Annotated in this window: 12 protein-coding genes; 9 read left to right on the top strand and 3 right to left on the bottom strand. The window is 42.1% G+C overall.

Annotation, left to right across the window (positions count from 1 at the left end; all coding sequences use genetic code 11):
• Together ACH3Y6_RS04955 and ACH3Y6_RS04960 are read right to left on the bottom strand one after the other, a co-directional pair.
• On the bottom strand, positions 1–1,966 hold a 1,966-nt coding region (locus tag ACH3Y6_RS04955), incomplete at its 3' end, for a beta strand repeat-containing protein (protein ID WP_490834475.1).
• Positions 1,967–1,969: 3 nt separating this feature from the next.
• The gene (locus ACH3Y6_RS04960) at positions 1,970–2,446 is read right to left on the bottom strand and encodes a T9SS type A sorting domain-containing protein (protein ID WP_490834476.1); all 477 of its coding nucleotides are present in this window, start codon (positions 2,444–2,446) and stop codon (positions 1,970–1,972) included.
• 1,189 nt (positions 2,447–3,635) lie between these two features.
• Between ACH3Y6_RS04960 and ACH3Y6_RS04965 the strand changes: the two genes are divergently transcribed.
• The 9 genes from ACH3Y6_RS04965 to ACH3Y6_RS05005 all read left to right on the top strand — a co-directional run bounded on the left by ACH3Y6_RS04965 (position 3,636) and on the right by ACH3Y6_RS05005 (position 16,028).
• On the top strand, positions 3,636–4,244 hold the full coding sequence (locus ACH3Y6_RS04965) for an RNA polymerase sigma-70 factor (protein WP_490834477.1): 609 nt from the start codon (positions 3,636–3,638) through the stop codon (positions 4,242–4,244).
• A 34-nt stretch (positions 4,245–4,278) separates the two neighbouring features.
• On the top strand, positions 4,279–5,448 hold the full coding sequence (locus ACH3Y6_RS04970) for a FecR family protein (RefSeq protein WP_490834478.1): 1,170 nt from the start codon (positions 4,279–4,281) through the stop codon (positions 5,446–5,448).
• 99 nt (positions 5,449–5,547) lie between these two features.
• Entirely contained in the window at positions 5,548–8,766 is a 3,219-nt protein-coding gene (locus ACH3Y6_RS04975; protein WP_490834479.1) for a SusC/RagA family TonB-linked outer membrane protein, read from the top strand.
• Between the two features lie 17 nt (positions 8,767–8,783).
• Positions 8,784–10,352, top strand: coding sequence for a RagB/SusD family nutrient uptake outer membrane protein (locus tag ACH3Y6_RS04980; protein ID WP_490834480.1), 1,569 nt, complete (start codon positions 8,784–8,786; stop codon positions 10,350–10,352).
• 33 nt (positions 10,353–10,385) lie between these two features.
• Positions 10,386–11,093, top strand: coding sequence for a 3-keto-disaccharide hydrolase (locus ACH3Y6_RS04985; RefSeq protein WP_490834481.1), 708 nt, complete (start codon positions 10,386–10,388; stop codon positions 11,091–11,093).
• Positions 11,094–11,104: 11 nt separating this feature from the next.
• Positions 11,105–12,427, top strand: a complete 1,323-nt coding sequence (locus ACH3Y6_RS04990; RefSeq protein ID WP_490834482.1) for a Gfo/Idh/MocA family protein — start codon at positions 11,105–11,107, stop codon at positions 12,425–12,427.
• 747 nt (positions 12,428–13,174) lie between these two features.
• Positions 13,175–13,648, top strand: coding sequence for an Lrp/AsnC ligand binding domain-containing protein (locus ACH3Y6_RS04995; RefSeq protein WP_490834483.1), 474 nt, complete (start codon positions 13,175–13,177; stop codon positions 13,646–13,648).
• A 27-nt stretch (positions 13,649–13,675) separates the two neighbouring features.
• Complete coding sequence (locus ACH3Y6_RS05000) at positions 13,676–14,539, top strand: Wzz/FepE/Etk N-terminal domain-containing protein (RefSeq protein ID WP_490834484.1); 864 nt, start codon at positions 13,676–13,678, stop codon at positions 14,537–14,539.
• A 1-nt stretch (position 14,540) separates the two neighbouring features.
• Entirely contained in the window at positions 14,541–16,028 is a 1,488-nt protein-coding gene (locus ACH3Y6_RS05005) for an O-antigen ligase family protein (protein ID WP_490834485.1), read from the top strand.
• 175 nt (positions 16,029–16,203) lie between these two features.
• On the opposite strand, the gene ACH3Y6_RS05010 is transcribed toward ACH3Y6_RS05005, so the two are convergent.
• Positions 16,204–17,286 (bottom strand): ABC transporter permease, encoded by a 1,083-nt coding sequence (locus tag ACH3Y6_RS05010; protein ID WP_490834486.1) that lies wholly within the window; start codon positions 17,284–17,286, stop codon positions 16,204–16,206.
• Between the last annotated feature and the right edge of the window lie 171 nt (positions 17,287–17,457).

Here is a 17,457-nt window from a genome sequence, read left to right on the forward strand (position 1 = left end):
TTTGAGTGGGCGTACTGAGTGTACCGTTGATGGTGGTAGCGCTAAGTGTTTGAGCGGTAACGGTTCCATTTACATTCAGAGAGCTTAGGGTACCCACGCTGGTGATCAGAGGCTGCGCTGCCTCAGTAACTGTTGCGGCTGTGTTGGCAGCTGTTGCAGTACTGGCATTACCTGATAAAGTGCCCGAAAAAACCGTAGCCGTAATGGTTCCGGCTGCAAAATCGCCGGAACCATCTCTTTTAACGATTGTATTGGCTGTATTGTTTTTTGTAGCGGAATTGGCTAGGTCTGCAGCCGTGGCTATATTGGCAGCTGTTGCTCCGCCAACTGTTCTGACGGAAGGAGCGGCGGCGGTTCCTGAAAGATCACCCGCTAATTGTACGATTCCTTTTGCACCGGTGCTGGCATCAGGTAAAGCGCTGGTCACAGCATTTGATACGAAGGCAGTAGTGGCCAGTTTTGTGGAATTATCACCCGCTGTGGCAGTCACGCCTGTAGCCCCCGAAGGCAATGACAGTGTGCCGCTTATGGTTGGTGAGGAGAGTACTGGTGCGGTAAGAGTTTTATTGGTGAAGGTTTCAGTTCCCTGTAAGGTGGCCAATGTACCACTGACCGGCAAACTGAGATCGGTTGTTCCATTGACAGTCAAAGTGGTTACGAATGCCCCTTTCGTAACGAGGTTACCTCCCAGTGTGATGGTTTTGCCGGCATTGGACACACCGGTCCCTCCATTTTCTCCGGAAACCGGCACGGCTATACTGCCTGTAGAAGTTACCCAGCTAACATTGGTCCCGTCGGTTTGCAGGAACCTGCCTGCATTACCCGTTTGAGATGGCAGCAGCGCATTTAATCCTGCGGCAGCGGAACTGGCACCGGTTCCTCCGTTGGCAACAGAGAGCGGCAGATCGGTCAGCGATAATTTACCCAGCAAGGCGGCAGTCAGGTTCGCTTTGGTAGAGATCAGCGTCGTGTCGACTTTCAGTGTGCCAAAAGTGGTGATCGGACCGCCGGTCAGTGTTCTATCCGTTGTGATACTGGTTACACTTCCCAAACCGCTTCCTGATGCACTGATTGCGCCATTGGCATCTATGAAGATATTGTTGCCGATCTTTACGCCACCCAATACCGTGGCCGAAGCGGTTGGCAGATGGAACACAGATGGTTTGTTGCGCAGGTCATTGTAATCACCACTGATGGCTACGGTTGCCAGTGAGGGCTTATTCAGGATCTGCACAATGCCGCTGGTGGCATTCCAGTCTACATTTACCTGTGGTGCCGGGATCCGGGCATCGATAGCATCTGCATAGGATTTTACGGCTTTCACACTTGGATACTTGACATCTGAAGCAGCATCATTCGTGATATTATTGCTTTTGTTGGAGAGGAATTCTTTTGTATCAAGTACCGATTGAACGGGAATGCTGACCGGTTTGTCGATATCGCTGGTATTATCAACTTTATCGAGTTGCAGATTCACTTTCAGGTCGAGCAGGTTGTTGTTGCCGGTGCCACCCTGCTCTATGGATAATACGCCCGAGATATTTCTCGCAGCCACACCATTGGCATGGAGCGCAAAGGGTACAAAATTGATCTTCTGGGTACCCAGTGAGATAAAATCGATCCCGCCTGTAGGATCAATGTCTATCTGCAGGTATTTATTGCCGGTACTCCAATTGATACCCGCATAGGAACCCGTAATGATGGTGGAAGGGGGACCCGGATCACCCAACACCAGTACAAATAAACCAACAGCATTGGTCACGGTTGCTTTGATCTCACTGTATTCCAGAAAACCGGTGGGAGATCCTTCCCTTACAGACATCCTGACCGTAATTTTCCGGTTGGCGATCACTGTTCCGGCAGCATTCCTTGCCACCGCCTGAAAATTGATGCCATTCACCAATTGGGCATCAACAACAGCGCTGAAGCAACAGAACATACAAAATATCAGGACAGCCTTTTTCATGGATTACTGTTTAATGATCTTATAAGAGCTTGTCTTAATGGCTTGCCCATTGATGAGATAAGTGATGACCAGGTTGTAGAAACCACTGGGGAAACGTTGCAGGTTCAATTGTTTCTGGTAATTAATGCCTTCATATGCCTCTTCTACCTGTAGCAGCGCTATCCCTGTCATGGAAGTGAGTAAGATCCGGATCCTGCCTGGCTCGATCAGGGTTGAACGGATCGTCAGCAAAGACCTTGTGGGATTTGGTCCGGCAAAAATTCTATTGGAGTCTGCCGGGCCGATGGGATTGAATGGTGTTAATGCATCCAGCTTGGATTGCAGGAAACCTGTGGTGATAATGAAATCTGATCCGGAACTGAGGGTTTGCACCGAGATCAGTTCTCCAAAACTCCAGTCCAATAACAGGTCTTGCCCGGTAAAATAACCACCAGCTGCGTTGATCACTCTTGGCTCTTTCTGTTGAGCTGTTACTGACAACTGCAGCAGCAAACTTACCAGAAGTGGTAGAAGTCGTTCATATGATCCACTGAAAAGCATGTCATATTTTTTGCCGATCGCGGTGTATGGGGGATACCGTGATAGAATACTTGTTGTAAAAAGCGGGAGCAGCTTTTTAATTCGGGTGGATATCAGATTCTGTTGACCGTTTCCTTGGGGTATAGCTGGTATTGCAAACTTTGCTTTTCGATTGTCTTATTAACAAGTCTGGGTATTAATGCTGCATAAAGGTAAAATGAATCAATAGGTTGTTTTATGACATTCATCATCCCTTTAAAAGTCATTAATGGTGTAATATGTTGATTTACAGTGCTATTTGAAACAGCGTCGGAGATTTTTATCCTTGCTCGTTGATAGCAGGAAATGACTGTGAATTGCTTAACAGAAGAGAGCGCAGGCAGACTGACTTTTCGTGCAGCCCGGGATGAAAATTGAATATTGAGCAAGGAATGTTGAATGATGAAGTTGTTGATTGTTCAACATTCAGCGTTCGATATTCAAAAGCCGCTTCCTTCTTCGGAGGGTCTCCCCAGCGGGGGACCCTCCGCTTAGAATTACAAAACACTCAATATAGGTTTCTGTTTTTTAGAAACGTGAATTCCTCTGAGTACAAACCCTAATTAACCGCTGCAGGGGGACTGCCGGAAGACTATTACTGAACAGTTCGAACCGCTATTATGATACAGGTGAACAAGACGTATATCCGGTTATCACATATAGGGAGTTGCAGGATATTGATCTTACTTGGTTTCCTGTGCTATAATGAGTGAAGCAGTGTTAGGTGGTGCTTTTAAACGAAGAGTCCCCAGGGAGACTCTTCGCAGAGAGCTTCTCCCTTATTTCGTAGCACTATTCTCTCGTCGATGCTACTGATAATAAAATGATCAACTAGTGGATTGAAGCACCCAACAAACCCTGCGAGTTGACACTTTGTAATTGCTGATCATAACGAAGGTCAATACAATAAAACCCTTATATAGCCTCATGTAAGGGTTGTTCAAGACGACTCAAATCGCAGGATAAAAGAAAGGACATTTACTTGATTTTCGAGGTTTTGAAGACTAGAAATCAACTATATTAGAACTGTATAATTTGACCTCAGTTACATATATTTGGCTACGATGCACCTAATGGTAAGAAAATAAATTCACTCAAACTGCTTCTTAAATTGATAAGGAAGACCCATATATCACAGTCAACTCATGTCAATTTCGATCATGTTGCTTTTGAAAAATTATTCAAAGAAAATTTCACTTCAATCTGCTTGTATTGTCAGTTTAAGTATGGTTTTGATCTTGATCAGGCAAAGGAAGCGGTGCATATTGGGTTTATTAAACTATGGGAGAAACGAGAGTCAATTTACTCCGATCAATCTGTTAAAGCTTACTTGTATAGGATTATTGTCAATACCTGCTATGATTTATTAAGACACGAAAAAATCAAAAATCAGCACGAAAGATATTTTCTGCAAAACAGATTGGCTAATGAAACAATGGAAGATATCAATGTTTGCGAATTGAAACAATTGAAATCCGATATAGCAAAAGCTGTTGCAGAACTGCCGGAACAAATGCGGAAAATATTTGTGATGAGTCGCTATGAAGGGCTGAAGTACTCAGAAATAGCGGATAAACTGTCAATTTCAGTAAAAACGGTTGAAACCCAGATGGGAAGAGCATTGGTGAAGCTGCGGGAAAAACTGGAGTCTTATCTCCCTTTTTGGGTCATCCTGTTATTTACCACAGTTGCCGCAAAATTATTTTTTAATGTGGAGTAGGGGTAAAACATTCTTTAAACGTATATATAGTCAGATGGGTAATTATCGATATTTTGACAATCTGATGGTTTCGTATTTGTCTGATGAACTAAATACGGAGGAAAAAGCATGTGTTTTAGATTGGATTAATTCAAGTGAAGTAAACAGGCAACGGTTTGAAGAGCTGAAAAGGATCTGGGCTCTATCGGCGATATATAATTCCGAAAATTCGATGAATATAGATGTCGAGTGGGAGAGGATGAAGCAGGAAATAGAGGGTAGGGATACTCAGAGCCGGAATGAATTTTCGGGAGATATAGCAAGTGAAATGCCAGTAGTGCCGGGTTCGGACAAACGTTTAGTAGTGTATAAGTTCTTTGTATATTTCGCTGTCGCAGCATCCATATTATTTGCTGTTGTATTTAGCTGGAGGTTCATGAATGATAATGATTCTGTAAATAAAAAATCGATGGCAGAATCAAAAAAAGAGCTACAGCCTGAATATTTTACAGTAGAGGTACGTCGTAATACTTCTGGTATGGTAGAAAATATCATTTTACCAGATGGTTCTGTAGTGAGTTTGTATCGCAATAGCCAGATAAGTTATCATAAGCCATTTACGGGAAATCGTCGTGATATTAAGTTGATAGGTAGAGCAGGATTTAAAGTGTTCAAAGACAAGTCTAAACCTTTTACTGTTTTTAGTGGAGATATTTCAACTAAAGCTCTTGGAACACAGTTTGTAGTTTCAGCATATGAAAATGATTCCGATATAACAGTTCGGTTATTTGAAGGAAAGGTTGTGGTCATGTCTGCGCAGACGGCTTTAAAGAAACTTGATAAAGATTTTTACCTGTTGCCAGGGGAAGAGCTTGTCTATAATACAAAAAGTGCCACTGCAAAGGTGAGGTTTTTCAAGAAAGTAGTTGCCAAAATAGATCAAACAGAGAAAGAATCTGTAATACATGAAGATCCGTCTGTTCCAGCGTTAGGTAAGGAAAGGTGGTATATGTTCAATAATCAGCCATTAGGACAAGTGTTCGACCAGTTAAAGGAAATGTATCAAATTGATATTGCTTATTCAAAGAAAGAGGTCAGTGGAATTTATTTTATCGGAACATTCAATGTAACGGATTCCTTAGATGCGATTTTGAAACAAATAGGCGATGTCAATAACCTTAAAATAACTAAAAAAGGCAAAAAGATATTGATCGCTAAGCAGTAACTAAGACAAAGGGAATACAGTAATATTAACGATAGCGTGTGCCTTTTTTTATAAATGGGGTAACACTTTTTTAAAGACCAAAATTTAAATTGCCGCCATATGAAAATTAATCGATTAAAATCGATGGGTTATTCTTTTGCCCTTATTCTCCTTAGCTTAATGCTTTTTTCTTCTCAATCACAATCCCAAACTTCTACTGTAAGTTTAGTAAAAGGAATGGTTCAAAATATCGCCAATGAACCCTTACCTGGTGTTTCTGTAATTATCAGAAATACCAAGACTAACTTTACATCAGGTACAAGTTCAGACAGCTCCGGTAATTTTTCATTTGCGCGTGTGCCTTCAGGTGGCCCATATACTTTTACTTTTTCAACGGTAGGGTATGAAGGTCAGTTACTTTCAGGTTATTCCATCAAAGAAGGTGCAACGTTGTCTTTAATTGTAAAAATGAAATCAACGGTAATCGCATTGGATCCCATTGTTGTAGTTGGATATGGTACAAGAAAAAAATCAGATTTGACTGGCTCGGTAGCTTCCATAAATGCAAGTAATCTGAAGGAAAGAGCTGTTGTTAATTTTGGTGAGGCAATGGCTGGACAAATGGCGGGTGTTCAGGTGCAATCAATTAATGGTGCGCCTGGTGGGGAAGGACTTTCGATTCGTATTCGAGGAACGGGTTCCATCACTCAATCAAATTCACCTTTGTATGTTGTTGATGGCTATCCTATGGAAGATGGTGCTTTCAGGCTGATTAACCCAAATGATATAGAAACTATTCAAGTCTTAAAAGATGCATCTTCTACAGCTATTTATGGGTCTCGTGGAGCAAATGGAGTTGTAATTATAAGTACAAAAAGAGGAAAGGCCGGAAGTGCAATCTTTAGTTTTGACGCATTTAGTGGTTATCAGGAAAGAACTAAGTCGATGCCTGTTATGAACCGTAATCAATATGTGGAATGGTTAATGGATGGAAGAAATCAGGCATGGTTAGATCAGCCTATTGTAAATGCTGATCCTGATAAATCACCACATAAAATTGGAGATCCAAATGAACGCAGACGGCTTTATCCTAGTGCGAACTCATTATATATGATTCCAGATGGAAAGAACGGGTATAAGTATAATTTCTTCGATCCTGCTTCTGTTGCTACTATGCCGGATAATAACTGGCAGAATCTCTTATTTCGTCCTGCAAAAATGCAACAGTATGAACTCTCAGTCCTGGGTGGTAATGATAATACCAGTTATGCATTCTCAGGAAGCTATATGAAACAAGAGGGGATTTCTTTAAATACAGATTATCAAAGATTCAATTTTAGAACTAACGTAGAATCAAAATTGACCAATACTTTCAAAGTAGGTATCAACCTGAACTCTTATTATGCTTTAGGTAATGAGCAGGCAAATGGGAAAGATGCCCCTATACTATATTCTTTATTGCTGCCACCTATATATGATCTTTATAATGCTGATGGATCATATGGTTCAATGGTAAGGAACCCCGAAGTATTAGCGGGAGATCCTGCTAACCCAATTGGAATTGCTACTTTGGTTCGCCGTAACCGTAAGCGGTATGGATGGTTGGGTACACTATATGCGGAGTGGGAGATGATGAATAATCTGAAATATCGTATTAATATCAATGGTGGAATACAAAATAACGATTTGGCAATTTTTGAACCATCCAATGTTGATTTTGATGGTTCAAAAGCTCCCAGACCGGCAAGAGGGGTTAATGAAAAATTTACGGATTATGACTGGGTGATTGAACAAACACTTACTTATGCAAAAAAGATTGCAAATAAACATGATGTAGTGTTATTGGGAGGTTTTACCAGTCAGAAACATAATACCGATTATATATATGGAGAAGCTCGTGGTTTTCCGAACGATCTTATACAAACTTTAAATGCAGGAACCATGTATCAGCTGGCCAGTACCAAGTCTGAATATTCAATGGTTTCATATTTTGGCAGGGTTAACTATAGCTTTGATAATCGTTATCTTTTTACGGCCACAGTGCGTAGTGATGGATCTTCTAGATTTGGGGCAAATAAGAAATGGGGTGTTTTCCCTTCTGTTTCAGCAGCTTGGAGAATAGGCCAGGAGAAATTCATGGCCGGCGTGTCAAAAACTATCAGTGACTTAAAATTTAGGGTTAGTTATGGAGTTGTAGGTAATAATCGAATCGGGAATTATTCATCTATAGGACTTTTGAGTACAGGCTTTTATCCCACAAATGATGCTTTGCAGAATACGGTTAACCCCAGCACAATTCCAAACAATGATTTAGGATGGGAAAAAGTATTGCAATCTAACTTTGGTTTAGAACTCGGACTGTTTAAGAACCGAATTCGGGTAGAAGCAGATTTCTATAGTAGTAAATCAATTGATCTCTTACTGAATGTTCCAGTACCAGCGATTTCAGGTTATACCTCGCAAATACAGAATATAGGGAAAGTGTTGAACCAGGGATTTGAATTGCTGGTAACTACAAAAAATACGATAGGCAAGTTTAAGTGGTCAAGTGATTTTAATATAACATTCAATAAAAACAAGGTTCTTGAAGTTGGACCAGGAGGACAACCGATTTATGGAAGTGCCCCCAACGCAAATAACTCATTTATTACTTTGCCGGGCTATCCGATTGCAAGTTTTTATGGTTATATCTATCAAGGGGTATTTATGAATCAAAAAGAATTGGATGCTTATCCACATCTTCCTGCGGATAAAGTTGGAGATGGTCGCTATTTAGATGTTAACGGAGATGGTAAACTTGATCAGACAGACAAAGCAATAATAGGTAATAACCAACCTAAGTTTACGGGAGGCTTCGGTAATAATTTTTCTTATAAAAATTTCACATTATCAGCTCAGTTAACCTATTCTTATGGTGCAAGTCTTTTTAGCTTCTTTAATCGCATGGTAGGTATCTATCATGGCGATAGAAATGCACTTGATTTTCAATTAAACCGTTGGCGTTCTGTGGATCAACCGGGAGACGGGATACATTTTAGGGCTACACGTAATCCTACTGGTTGGCAGCGTGATCCATCTTCTGCATGGGTAACAGATGGCTCTTACCTGCGGCTTAGGAATATTACATTAGCTTATGATTTTAATATAAGTAAACTTAAGCTGGCTAAAATCAAAAGCTTACGTGTATACGCCACCGGACAAAATTTATTTACATGGACAAAATACACAGGCTTCGATCCTGAAACAAGTAGTGAAGGTGATGGGCTTTCCAAAGGAGGTGATTATTTGGGTTATCCTGCAGCAAAAAGCATTATTGTTGGACTTAACCTATCTTTTTAATAATTCAACTAATTGACATGAAAAATAAACTATTTATATTGTTTTATTTAATGATGTTTTGCTCTTGTAAAAAGGAATTCATAGACTTGAATCCACCATCCAACTTAAACTCCGAGTCATTTTATAAAACGGAGAGTGATATGAATCAGGCGGTACTTTCTGCTTATGGTAATCTCCGTTCTGTATACAACAGTACATTTATTAAACTAGGTGAAATCAGGTCGGATAATACAACATTTTCATGGCTTAGTGGAAATCCAGCTGATGAGAAAGGAGTTGATGAGTTTGCTTCACCGCTTTTGGCTGATAATGGCTATCCGACGAGTTGCTGGAACAATTGTTATAATATAATACTACGAAGTAATATCGTGATAGGGCGTATCGAAAATGTGTCTTTTAAGGATCCGAAATTAAAAAGTCAATATATCGCTGAAGCTAAGTTTATTAGAGCGTTGATGTATTTCTGGCTCAACAGAGTTTTTGGCGGTTATTCCAAAAATGGAGAACTATTAGGTGTATTGAAAGTGGACAAAGAGATTACATCTGCTGAAGCTTATGATATTAGACGAGCTACTTTGCAGGAAATATATGATCTTATAGTCTCTGATTTACAATTTGCAGAACAGAATCTTCCGGATAAATATGCCGCATCAGATAAAGGACGAGTAACCAAATGGGGTGCTAAGGGGATGCTTTGTAAAGTGTATATGACAATGGCAGGGTATCCTCTTAATAAAGGTATTGAGTATTATAATCTTGCTATTCAAAAAGGCGAGGAAGTTATCAATACTTCCGGAGCAGCATTGGTGCCCAGTTACAAATCTCTTTTTGATGTAAATAATAAGAATACATCAGAATCATTATTTGAAATACAATATAAAAAAGGAAGCCCCAATGGTGTAACTGGGAGTCCCTGGAATAATGATTTTGCCCCTAGATTTTCCGATAAAGAAGTTGTTTTAGTTGGTGATAAAGGGGGATCAAATGCCCCTACGGGTGATATATCATCTGCTTATGAAAAAGCTGATCCAAGAAAATATAGTAGCATGAAAGATAATTGGATTAATGCTAAAAGTGGAGCTGTTCAAAATGAAAGATATGTAAGTAAGTACTATGACATTGCAACCAGTGGCAGTGATAATGGGAATAACTGGATTGAGCTACGATTAGCTGATATTCTATTGTTAAATGCAGAGGCTCTCGTCCGTATAGGAAGTGATAGGGCTAAGGCGATATTTTATGTAAACAGAATAAGGCAAAGAGCGAGAAATACTCCTGGAGATCCTGCTGTTATCAAACCGACTAATCTTTTGGCAGATTACACTTTGGCAGATTTTTCTAATGATGATGCATTGTTGCTGGCTATTGAAAAGGAAAGGAGAGTTGAACTTGCATTTGAGAATCATCGGTGGTTTGATTTAGTGAGAACAAAACGAGCAAAAGATGTTATGATAGCTGAACAGATTGCAGATGGCTATTCTCCTTTTATTTGGAGTGATGATATGTTGTGTTATCCTATACCGATGACAGCTATGCAATCTAATCCCGGAAAAATTACACAGAATAAGGGGTATACGCAATTCTAAACCCATTACTCAAATTATATTAGCTTTAATAGTATGAAGAAAATATCTGTTCTCTCATTAACATTTCTTTTTACCTCTTTAACTGTCTTATTAGCACAGTCTCCTGGTTTAAGTAAACGCGAAAAAAATCAAGGATGGATCTTGTTGTTTGATGGAAGATCATTCAATGGCTGGCAGAAGTCTAATGGCCAGAAATTTACGGGGGAAGGCTGGAAGATAGCTGATGGAATCTTAAGTACGAATCCGAAAGATGGTCATGGAGGTGATATTGTAACTACTCAAGAATTTTCTGATTTTGAATTGTCCATTGATTTTAAATTGGAGAAAGGTGCTAATAGTGGTGTTAAGTATTCTTTATTTAAAAACACCAGTTTGGGGTGTGAATACCAATTGATTGATGATGCTAATCACCCAGATGCAAAGTTAGGTATTAATGGGAATCGGTCTTTGGCGTCACTATATGATATAATGCCAGCTTCCGGTGATAAAAAAGCAATGGATGTGGGGGAATGGAACAATATGAATATTATAAAAAAAGGTAAGCATGTTGAACACTGGCTCAATGGTACCAAAGTTTTAGAATATGACAGAGGTAGCGAAGAGTTTATGATGCACCTTGCGGAAAGCAAATTTAAAGCGCAAGCAAATTTTGCTGAAGTACCAAGCTCGCCTATTCTTTTACAAGAACATGGAGATGTAATTCATTTTCGTAATATTAAAATTAAAAATCTAAAATTATAAAAATCATCTTTATGGATAAGACAAGAAGAGATTTTATCAGAAATACAGGAACTGTATTTGCTTTAGGTGGCATTGGCTTTTCAGCTAAGAGCTATGCACGTATCATAGGAGCAAATGATAGAATTAACATGGGAATCATGGGCACAAATGGCCGAGGTGCAGGCATGGCGGCTAATTTCTCCATCCAAAAAAACACAGAGATACTATATATCTGTGATGTTGAGGAAACTGCATTAGCTAAAGGGGTTAATGCAGTTAAAAAGGCTGTAAATAAAGTGCCTAAAACTGAAAAGGATATTCGGAAAGTTTTACAAGATAAGGATGTAGATGCTATGTATCTGGCCCCGCCGGATCACTGGCATGCCCCCGCTGCCATATTAAGCTGTGCTGCCGGCAAACATGTTTATGTTGAAAAACCATTATGTCATAATCCTCATGAGGGAGAGTTGGCAGTAGCTGCAGCACGAAAATTTAAACGGGTGGTTCAGATGGGTAGTCAGCGTCGTTCCTGGCCAATATTAACTCAGGGAATTAATGAGTTACATAATGGTGTAATAGGAAAAGTACACATGGCTAAAACCTGGTATACTAATAACAGAGCTTCAATTGGTATTGGTAAACAAATAGCAGTTCCTTCAAATCTGGATTTCGAATTATGGCAGGGGCCTGCTCCGCGTCGCCCATACCTTGATAATCTGGTTCATTACAATTGGCATTGGCGTTGGCATTGGGGTACCGGTGAAGCTTTGAATAACGGTACTCACGAAATAGATGTAGCCAGATGGGGATTAGGCGTTGACTATCCTACAAAAGTTTGTTCTGTGGGTGGACGATATCGATTTAGCGATGATTGGGAAACGCCCGATACACAGTTGATTACGTTCGAATGTGAAGGAGCATCAGTTATTTGGGAGGGTCGTAGTTGTAGTAGTGCATTGGTAGAAGGGGAGGATCGTGGCGTAATCTTCTATGGAGAGAATGGATCGATGATTACTGGCGGCAATAGTTATGTGATCAGAGATAATAAAAATATAATCGTTAAAGATATCAAGTCCGATATCAAAATTGATGGTCGCGATCCTTCCAGCCCAAGTGCTAGCCTGGATGGGGTTCATATCGATAACTTTCTGAAATGTGTCAGAGAAGGCGGAGTTCCCAATGCTGATGTAGAAACTGGACGTAAGAGTACATTGTGGGTGCAATTAGGAAATATTTCACAGCGTGTTGGAACTACCTTATATATCAACCAGAAAAATGGCCATGTAATAGACAATAAGGCTGCAACGGCATTATGGAGTAGAACTTATGAGCCTGGGTGGGAGCCAATAGTTTGAGATTAATGTAAAGATGGTTTTGATGAATAATAAATAGCGGCCGCCTCAGTACAAGATTGAGGCGGTTTCCTTTTTAAGGGATACATAGTTTTTTTAGAGAAGTATTGGGCCATGCCCGGATTAGCAGACGTACCTATAATAAGTGTATGGCTGATCTGCAGGCATTTGGCTATTTACGATATGAACCCTCTACCGATTCGAAGACCGGGAGCAAGGTTTATTTGAACAGGTTGTAATGAATTAAAATGTGAGGTTTGATATGCAGGAACCAGTAATATTATTTCCGGTAGCACCTGATGAATATTGAATAATGAACACTGAATGATGAAGTTGTTGTCGTTCATTATTCAGTGTTCACCATTCGCTATTCAAAAGCCGCAATCCGGAAAATAAAAAAGCCGCAACTGATTCCGTTGCGGCTTTTGCTGCTGTAGGGGGAGGGGTCGAACCTCCACGAGGCAGTTAGTTGTAGCACAAAGTTCAGTGGTCGACCCTGGTCGTCACGCCGAAACGCGACGGCTCTATGCTATATTTATCCTGTGATCCTCACCCCCGAGACAAGAGGGCATGTCTGCCAAAAATTTCATCACCCCACAGTGTAGAAGAACTCGTCAGTGTTACATTGACAACACAATATTAAGACAAATCCTCCATTCTTTATAAATATTTCAATGAATATTTTGATAATATAGAAAATGTATAATAAATTTGGTTTATTATTGAATAAATTTAAAAAACCGGAATAATATGGGAGTAAAATTAAATCTTGACAAATTGGATTTCCAGATCATCCAGGAAATGATGGAAGATGCGGAGATATCCTATGCCGACCTGGGTAAGAAACTCTTTGTTTCGGGCGGTACCATACATGTCCGCATCAAGAAACTGGAAGAGCTAAGGGTGGTGAAAGGTAAAAAATTATCGGTAGATCTCAAATCATTGGGCTATGATGTGATCGCTTTTATCGGGGTATACCTGGAAAAAAGCTCCCTGTACGACAGTGTGGCCAAAGAACTGAAGAAGATCCCGCAGATCGTACGGTTGAACTACACCACGGGCAATTACAGCATGTTTGCCGAGATCGTGTGCAAGGATATCCAGGAACTCCGTTTTGTACTGCACGATGAACTGCAGAAGATCAAGGGCATCGAACGTACAGAAACCTTTATTTCATTAGAAGAAAGTTTCGACCGCAATGTGGTGGTGGCACCGCAGTCGTGACGGGAATAAATTGTATTTTCAATGTCTATGTCTGATCCCTCTTTTAACCTGCTGACGATTGTTGCTGCTTTACGCAAACGCTGGACCCTGATCGTGTTTTTTGTGGTAGCCAGCGTAGCGGTGGCCGCCATCACGGTATACGTGGTGCCGGCTTATTACCGGTCAACCGCAACGGTGGTTTCGGCCAATCCGGCCCTGGCAGATAAAGCCCGGCTGTTCAATACGAATATCCAGGGACTCTATTCCTATTTTGGTTCAGGTGATGATCTCGACAGGATCTATGGAGTGGCGGATATGGATACCACGTACAAACAATTGGTGGATGAGTTTTCGCTGGTGGATTATTATCGTTTAACGGGGGATAGCTTTCCCCAGCTTCGGCGAAAGGCCGTATTGCGCCTGCGCAAAGACCTGGACCTGCAAAAGACGGACAAGAACCAGTTATTGATCCGGGTATGGACACGCGACAGGCAACTGTCCGCCAATATTGTAAACCGTATGGTGGCCATTGTTGAAGCAACAGAGAATGCTGTATGGCAAGACCAGTATCACCGGTCCATGGAGCAACTGGAAGTTTCGATCAGTGGCATGGAGACGCACTACGTGCAACTGAGTGATAGTATTTCCCGGGCCGACCTCGCACGTAAAACATTATTAACTGCCCGGCAGGCATCTTTGCTGGATCAGCTGCAACAATACCAAAAAACACGCGATGAGTTCAGGCTGGCCGCACAGATATCTCCCGCCGTTTTATATGTGATGGAAAAAGCTGTACCTGCTGCCAAAGCGGAAAGGCCGGATACTCCAGCCATATTGCTGGCAACCTGCCTGCTTTCTTTTGTTTTTATCTGTTTGCTGGTATTGGTGAATGACAGGAAAAAAAACGCCTGATATGTTTCGGATCACCCGGCCATATCTGTTAGACCTTGTATTTCCCTCCCTTTTATTCCTTTTATGTGGTGTATATGCCATCAATTACGCACAACCACTGTGGCTCTGTATTCCCTTTGTCTGGATATTGTTACCGCCGGTGATCGATTTGCTGCTGTACCGGCCGGCTAAACTGTTCTGGTTATTGCTGGTCTGTTTGCCGCTCTCTACCGAACTCAATATCACACCGCAACTGGGACTCGATTTTCCGGATGAACCCTTGCTGATCATCCTCACCGGTCTCGTCGCTCTCCGGTGGATACATCAACCCAAATGGGTTCCTTATGACCTGGTGAAACATCCCCTGTTCCTGGTGCTGGTGATTTATATTACCTGGTTGCTGGTTACGGTGTTGTACTCAACGGAAATAGTGCTGTCTGCCAAATACCTGCTGGCCAAGATCTGGTATATCCTTCCTTTCGTGGTATTGCCGCAGTTGTTGCTGACAGAAAAAAAAGATGTGCGCAGATTGGCCATCTGTTTGCTCATTCCTATGGCAGCGGTGGTGTTGCAAAGTCTTGGCAGGCATGCGATGTATGGTTTTTCATTTGCATCGGTACAGAAAACACTGGCTCCTTTTTTCCGTAACCACGTCAATTATTCGGCCATGCTGGTGTGCCTGCTACCGGTAGTGTGGTGCGTATGGAAATTGACCGAAGCTGCTGACAGCCGTCGCAAATGGTTGTTATATGGATTGCTGCTGGGACTGGTGGGTCTGTTCTTTGCCTATAGCCGCGGCGCCTGGGTGGCTTTGCTGGCCGGTCTTGCTGTAGTGCCTGTTATCCGCAGGAAACGAATGAGGTTCGTGGTGGCGGTTGCTGTGACCGCCGTGGTGGCATCCAGCGCCTGGCTGATCACGGATGACCGTTACCTGCAGTTTGCACCCGACCATGACCGGACCATTTTCCATACGGATTTCAGCGATCATATGCGGGCCACGGTAGAGCTGAAAGATGTTTCCACCGCAGAACGTTTTTACCGCTGGATCGCCGGCTTCCGAATGCTGGCCGAAAAACCGGTGACCGGTTTTGGTCCCAATAGTTTTTACCTGCATTACCGTCCTTACACCGTCAGCAACTTTGAGACCTGGGTAAGTGATAACCCGGAACATTCCACCGTACACAATTATTTCATCCTGCTGGCACTGGAACAGGGCCTGATCGGACTGGTGCTGTTTTGCATCCTATATTTTGGCATGCTGTTCCGTTTGCAGAACCTGTATCACCGTTTACAAGATCCGTTTTACCGTACCATCGCCCTCACGGTTGCCGTGATGCTGGTGATGATCGGTGTGATCAACAGTATGAGCGATATGATCGAAACTGATAAGATCGGCAGCCTGTTCTGGTTATGTCTGGGTATGGTGATCTGGCTGGAGATGAAAAACCGCGAAGAACGTGAGTTGCTGGCGGACCGGGGGGAATATCGAATGAAGAACAATGAATCGTGAATGATGAATGAATAACAGAACAGATGAACAGATGAGCAAAGAACAGACGAGGGAATATTGAATGATGAGCAAGGAATGATGAATGATGAATGTCAGGCAGGGACGCAGATCGGGCAAATCCCTATTGACCATCATACTTCGATATTCAATATTCCTTGCTCATCATTCAATATTCCTAGAGTTTACTTCTTACGTTGAGTGCATCCCTTAAGCCGTTCCCTAATAAATTAAAGGCGAGTACGAGTAACATGATGGCGATACCGGGTGCCAGGGCCAGCATGGGGTTATGGGTGATGATGAAATTGTAGTTCTCTTTGATCATGAGTCCCCAGCTGGGTTGGGGTGGCTGTACGCCTACGCCGAGAAAACTCAGTCCTGCTTCCATCACGATTGCGGAAGCGAAATTGCTGGCGGCGATCACCATCACCGGCCCGAGAATATTGGGCAGTATGTGCCGGAAAATCGTCCTTGTGTGCGAATAGCCCAGTGCTTTGGTGGCTTCTACATATTCCAGTTCTCTAACGGCAAGCACCTGGCCCCTTACCAGTCTTGCCACGTTTACCCACATGGTCAGTCCTACTGCAATGAATACCTGCCAGAAACCTTTGCCCAGTGCCAGTGTGATGGCGAATACGAGCAGGAGGGTGGGAATGCTCCAGATAACGTTGATGAGCCACATGATCACATCATCAATCCAGCCCTTGAAATAACCCGCCAGGGCCCCCAGCAGGATGCCAATGGTGAGGGAGATGAGTACGGCCACCAGTCCCACGCTCAGGCTCACCCTTACACCAATCAGTAAACGGCTCAGGATATCCCTGCCGAATTTGTCGGTTCCCAGGTAATATCTGGCTTTAATCACGGCCGGGTCGCCTGTTTGTGACCGGAGTATTGCATTTCTTTCGGTTACGTTCTCATCTACATATTTCTGGTAAATGAGGCTGTCCCGGACAACCTCATAGCCGGTAATGGCGATATACTGGTAACTTTCTTCGGTACCGTTCAGCATCCGGTTAAAAAATCCGGCACGATGTATGTTCTTATCTCTCCTGATCCGCAGTAAGGAGCAGGTGAAACCAGGTTTCTTGCTTCCGATCTCCGGGATCATGCGGTTGGCGTTGGGAGATGGGTCAGGCGCCAAAAAATAACAGAACAGCGCAAGCAGCAAACTCAATACAATCAGTATCAATCCAAAGTAAGCGCCTTTGTTCTTGAATAAACGGCGGGTAAAAGCAGAAGAAGTGAAAATAGGTTGCACTTGCGAAAATTAAGAAATAAACAGCTTCACCGAATATTTGGCTTTTTTTACCGAAATAAGTGGAGTGCTGATATACATATGATGATTTTTCGAGTCCTTATATAAACCAAATTCGATAGTATGACACGTGTATTTAAATTTTTATTTTCCCTGGTAGCCCTGATTCCATTG

It is taken from the genome of Sediminibacterium sp. FW305-C-269, from assembly GCF_058231045.1.

Bases quoted from the DNA above. Each gene is read 5' to 3' on its own strand.
- ACH3Y6_RS04970 (WP_490834478.1), top strand. From the start codon at position 4,279: ATGGGTAATTATCGATATTTTGACAATCTGATGGTTTCGTATTTGTCT.
- ACH3Y6_RS04975 (WP_490834479.1), top strand. From the start codon at position 5,548: ATGAAAATTAATCGATTAAAATCGATGGGTTATTCTTTTGCCCTTATT.
- ACH3Y6_RS04980 (WP_490834480.1), top strand. From the start codon at position 8,784: ATGAAAAATAAACTATTTATATTGTTTTATTTAATGATGTTTTGCTCT.
- ACH3Y6_RS04985 (WP_490834481.1), top strand. From the start codon at position 10,386: ATGAAGAAAATATCTGTTCTCTCATTAACATTTCTTTTTACCTCTTTA.
- ACH3Y6_RS04990 (WP_490834482.1), top strand. From the start codon at position 11,105: ATGGATAAGACAAGAAGAGATTTTATCAGAAATACAGGAACTGTATTT.
- ACH3Y6_RS04995 (WP_490834483.1), top strand. From the start codon at position 13,175: ATGGGAGTAAAATTAAATCTTGACAAATTGGATTTCCAGATCATCCAG.
- ACH3Y6_RS05000 (WP_490834484.1), top strand. From the start codon at position 13,676: ATGTCTGATCCCTCTTTTAACCTGCTGACGATTGTTGCTGCTTTACGC.
- ACH3Y6_RS05005 (WP_490834485.1), top strand. From the start codon at position 14,541: ATGTTTCGGATCACCCGGCCATATCTGTTAGACCTTGTATTTCCCTCC.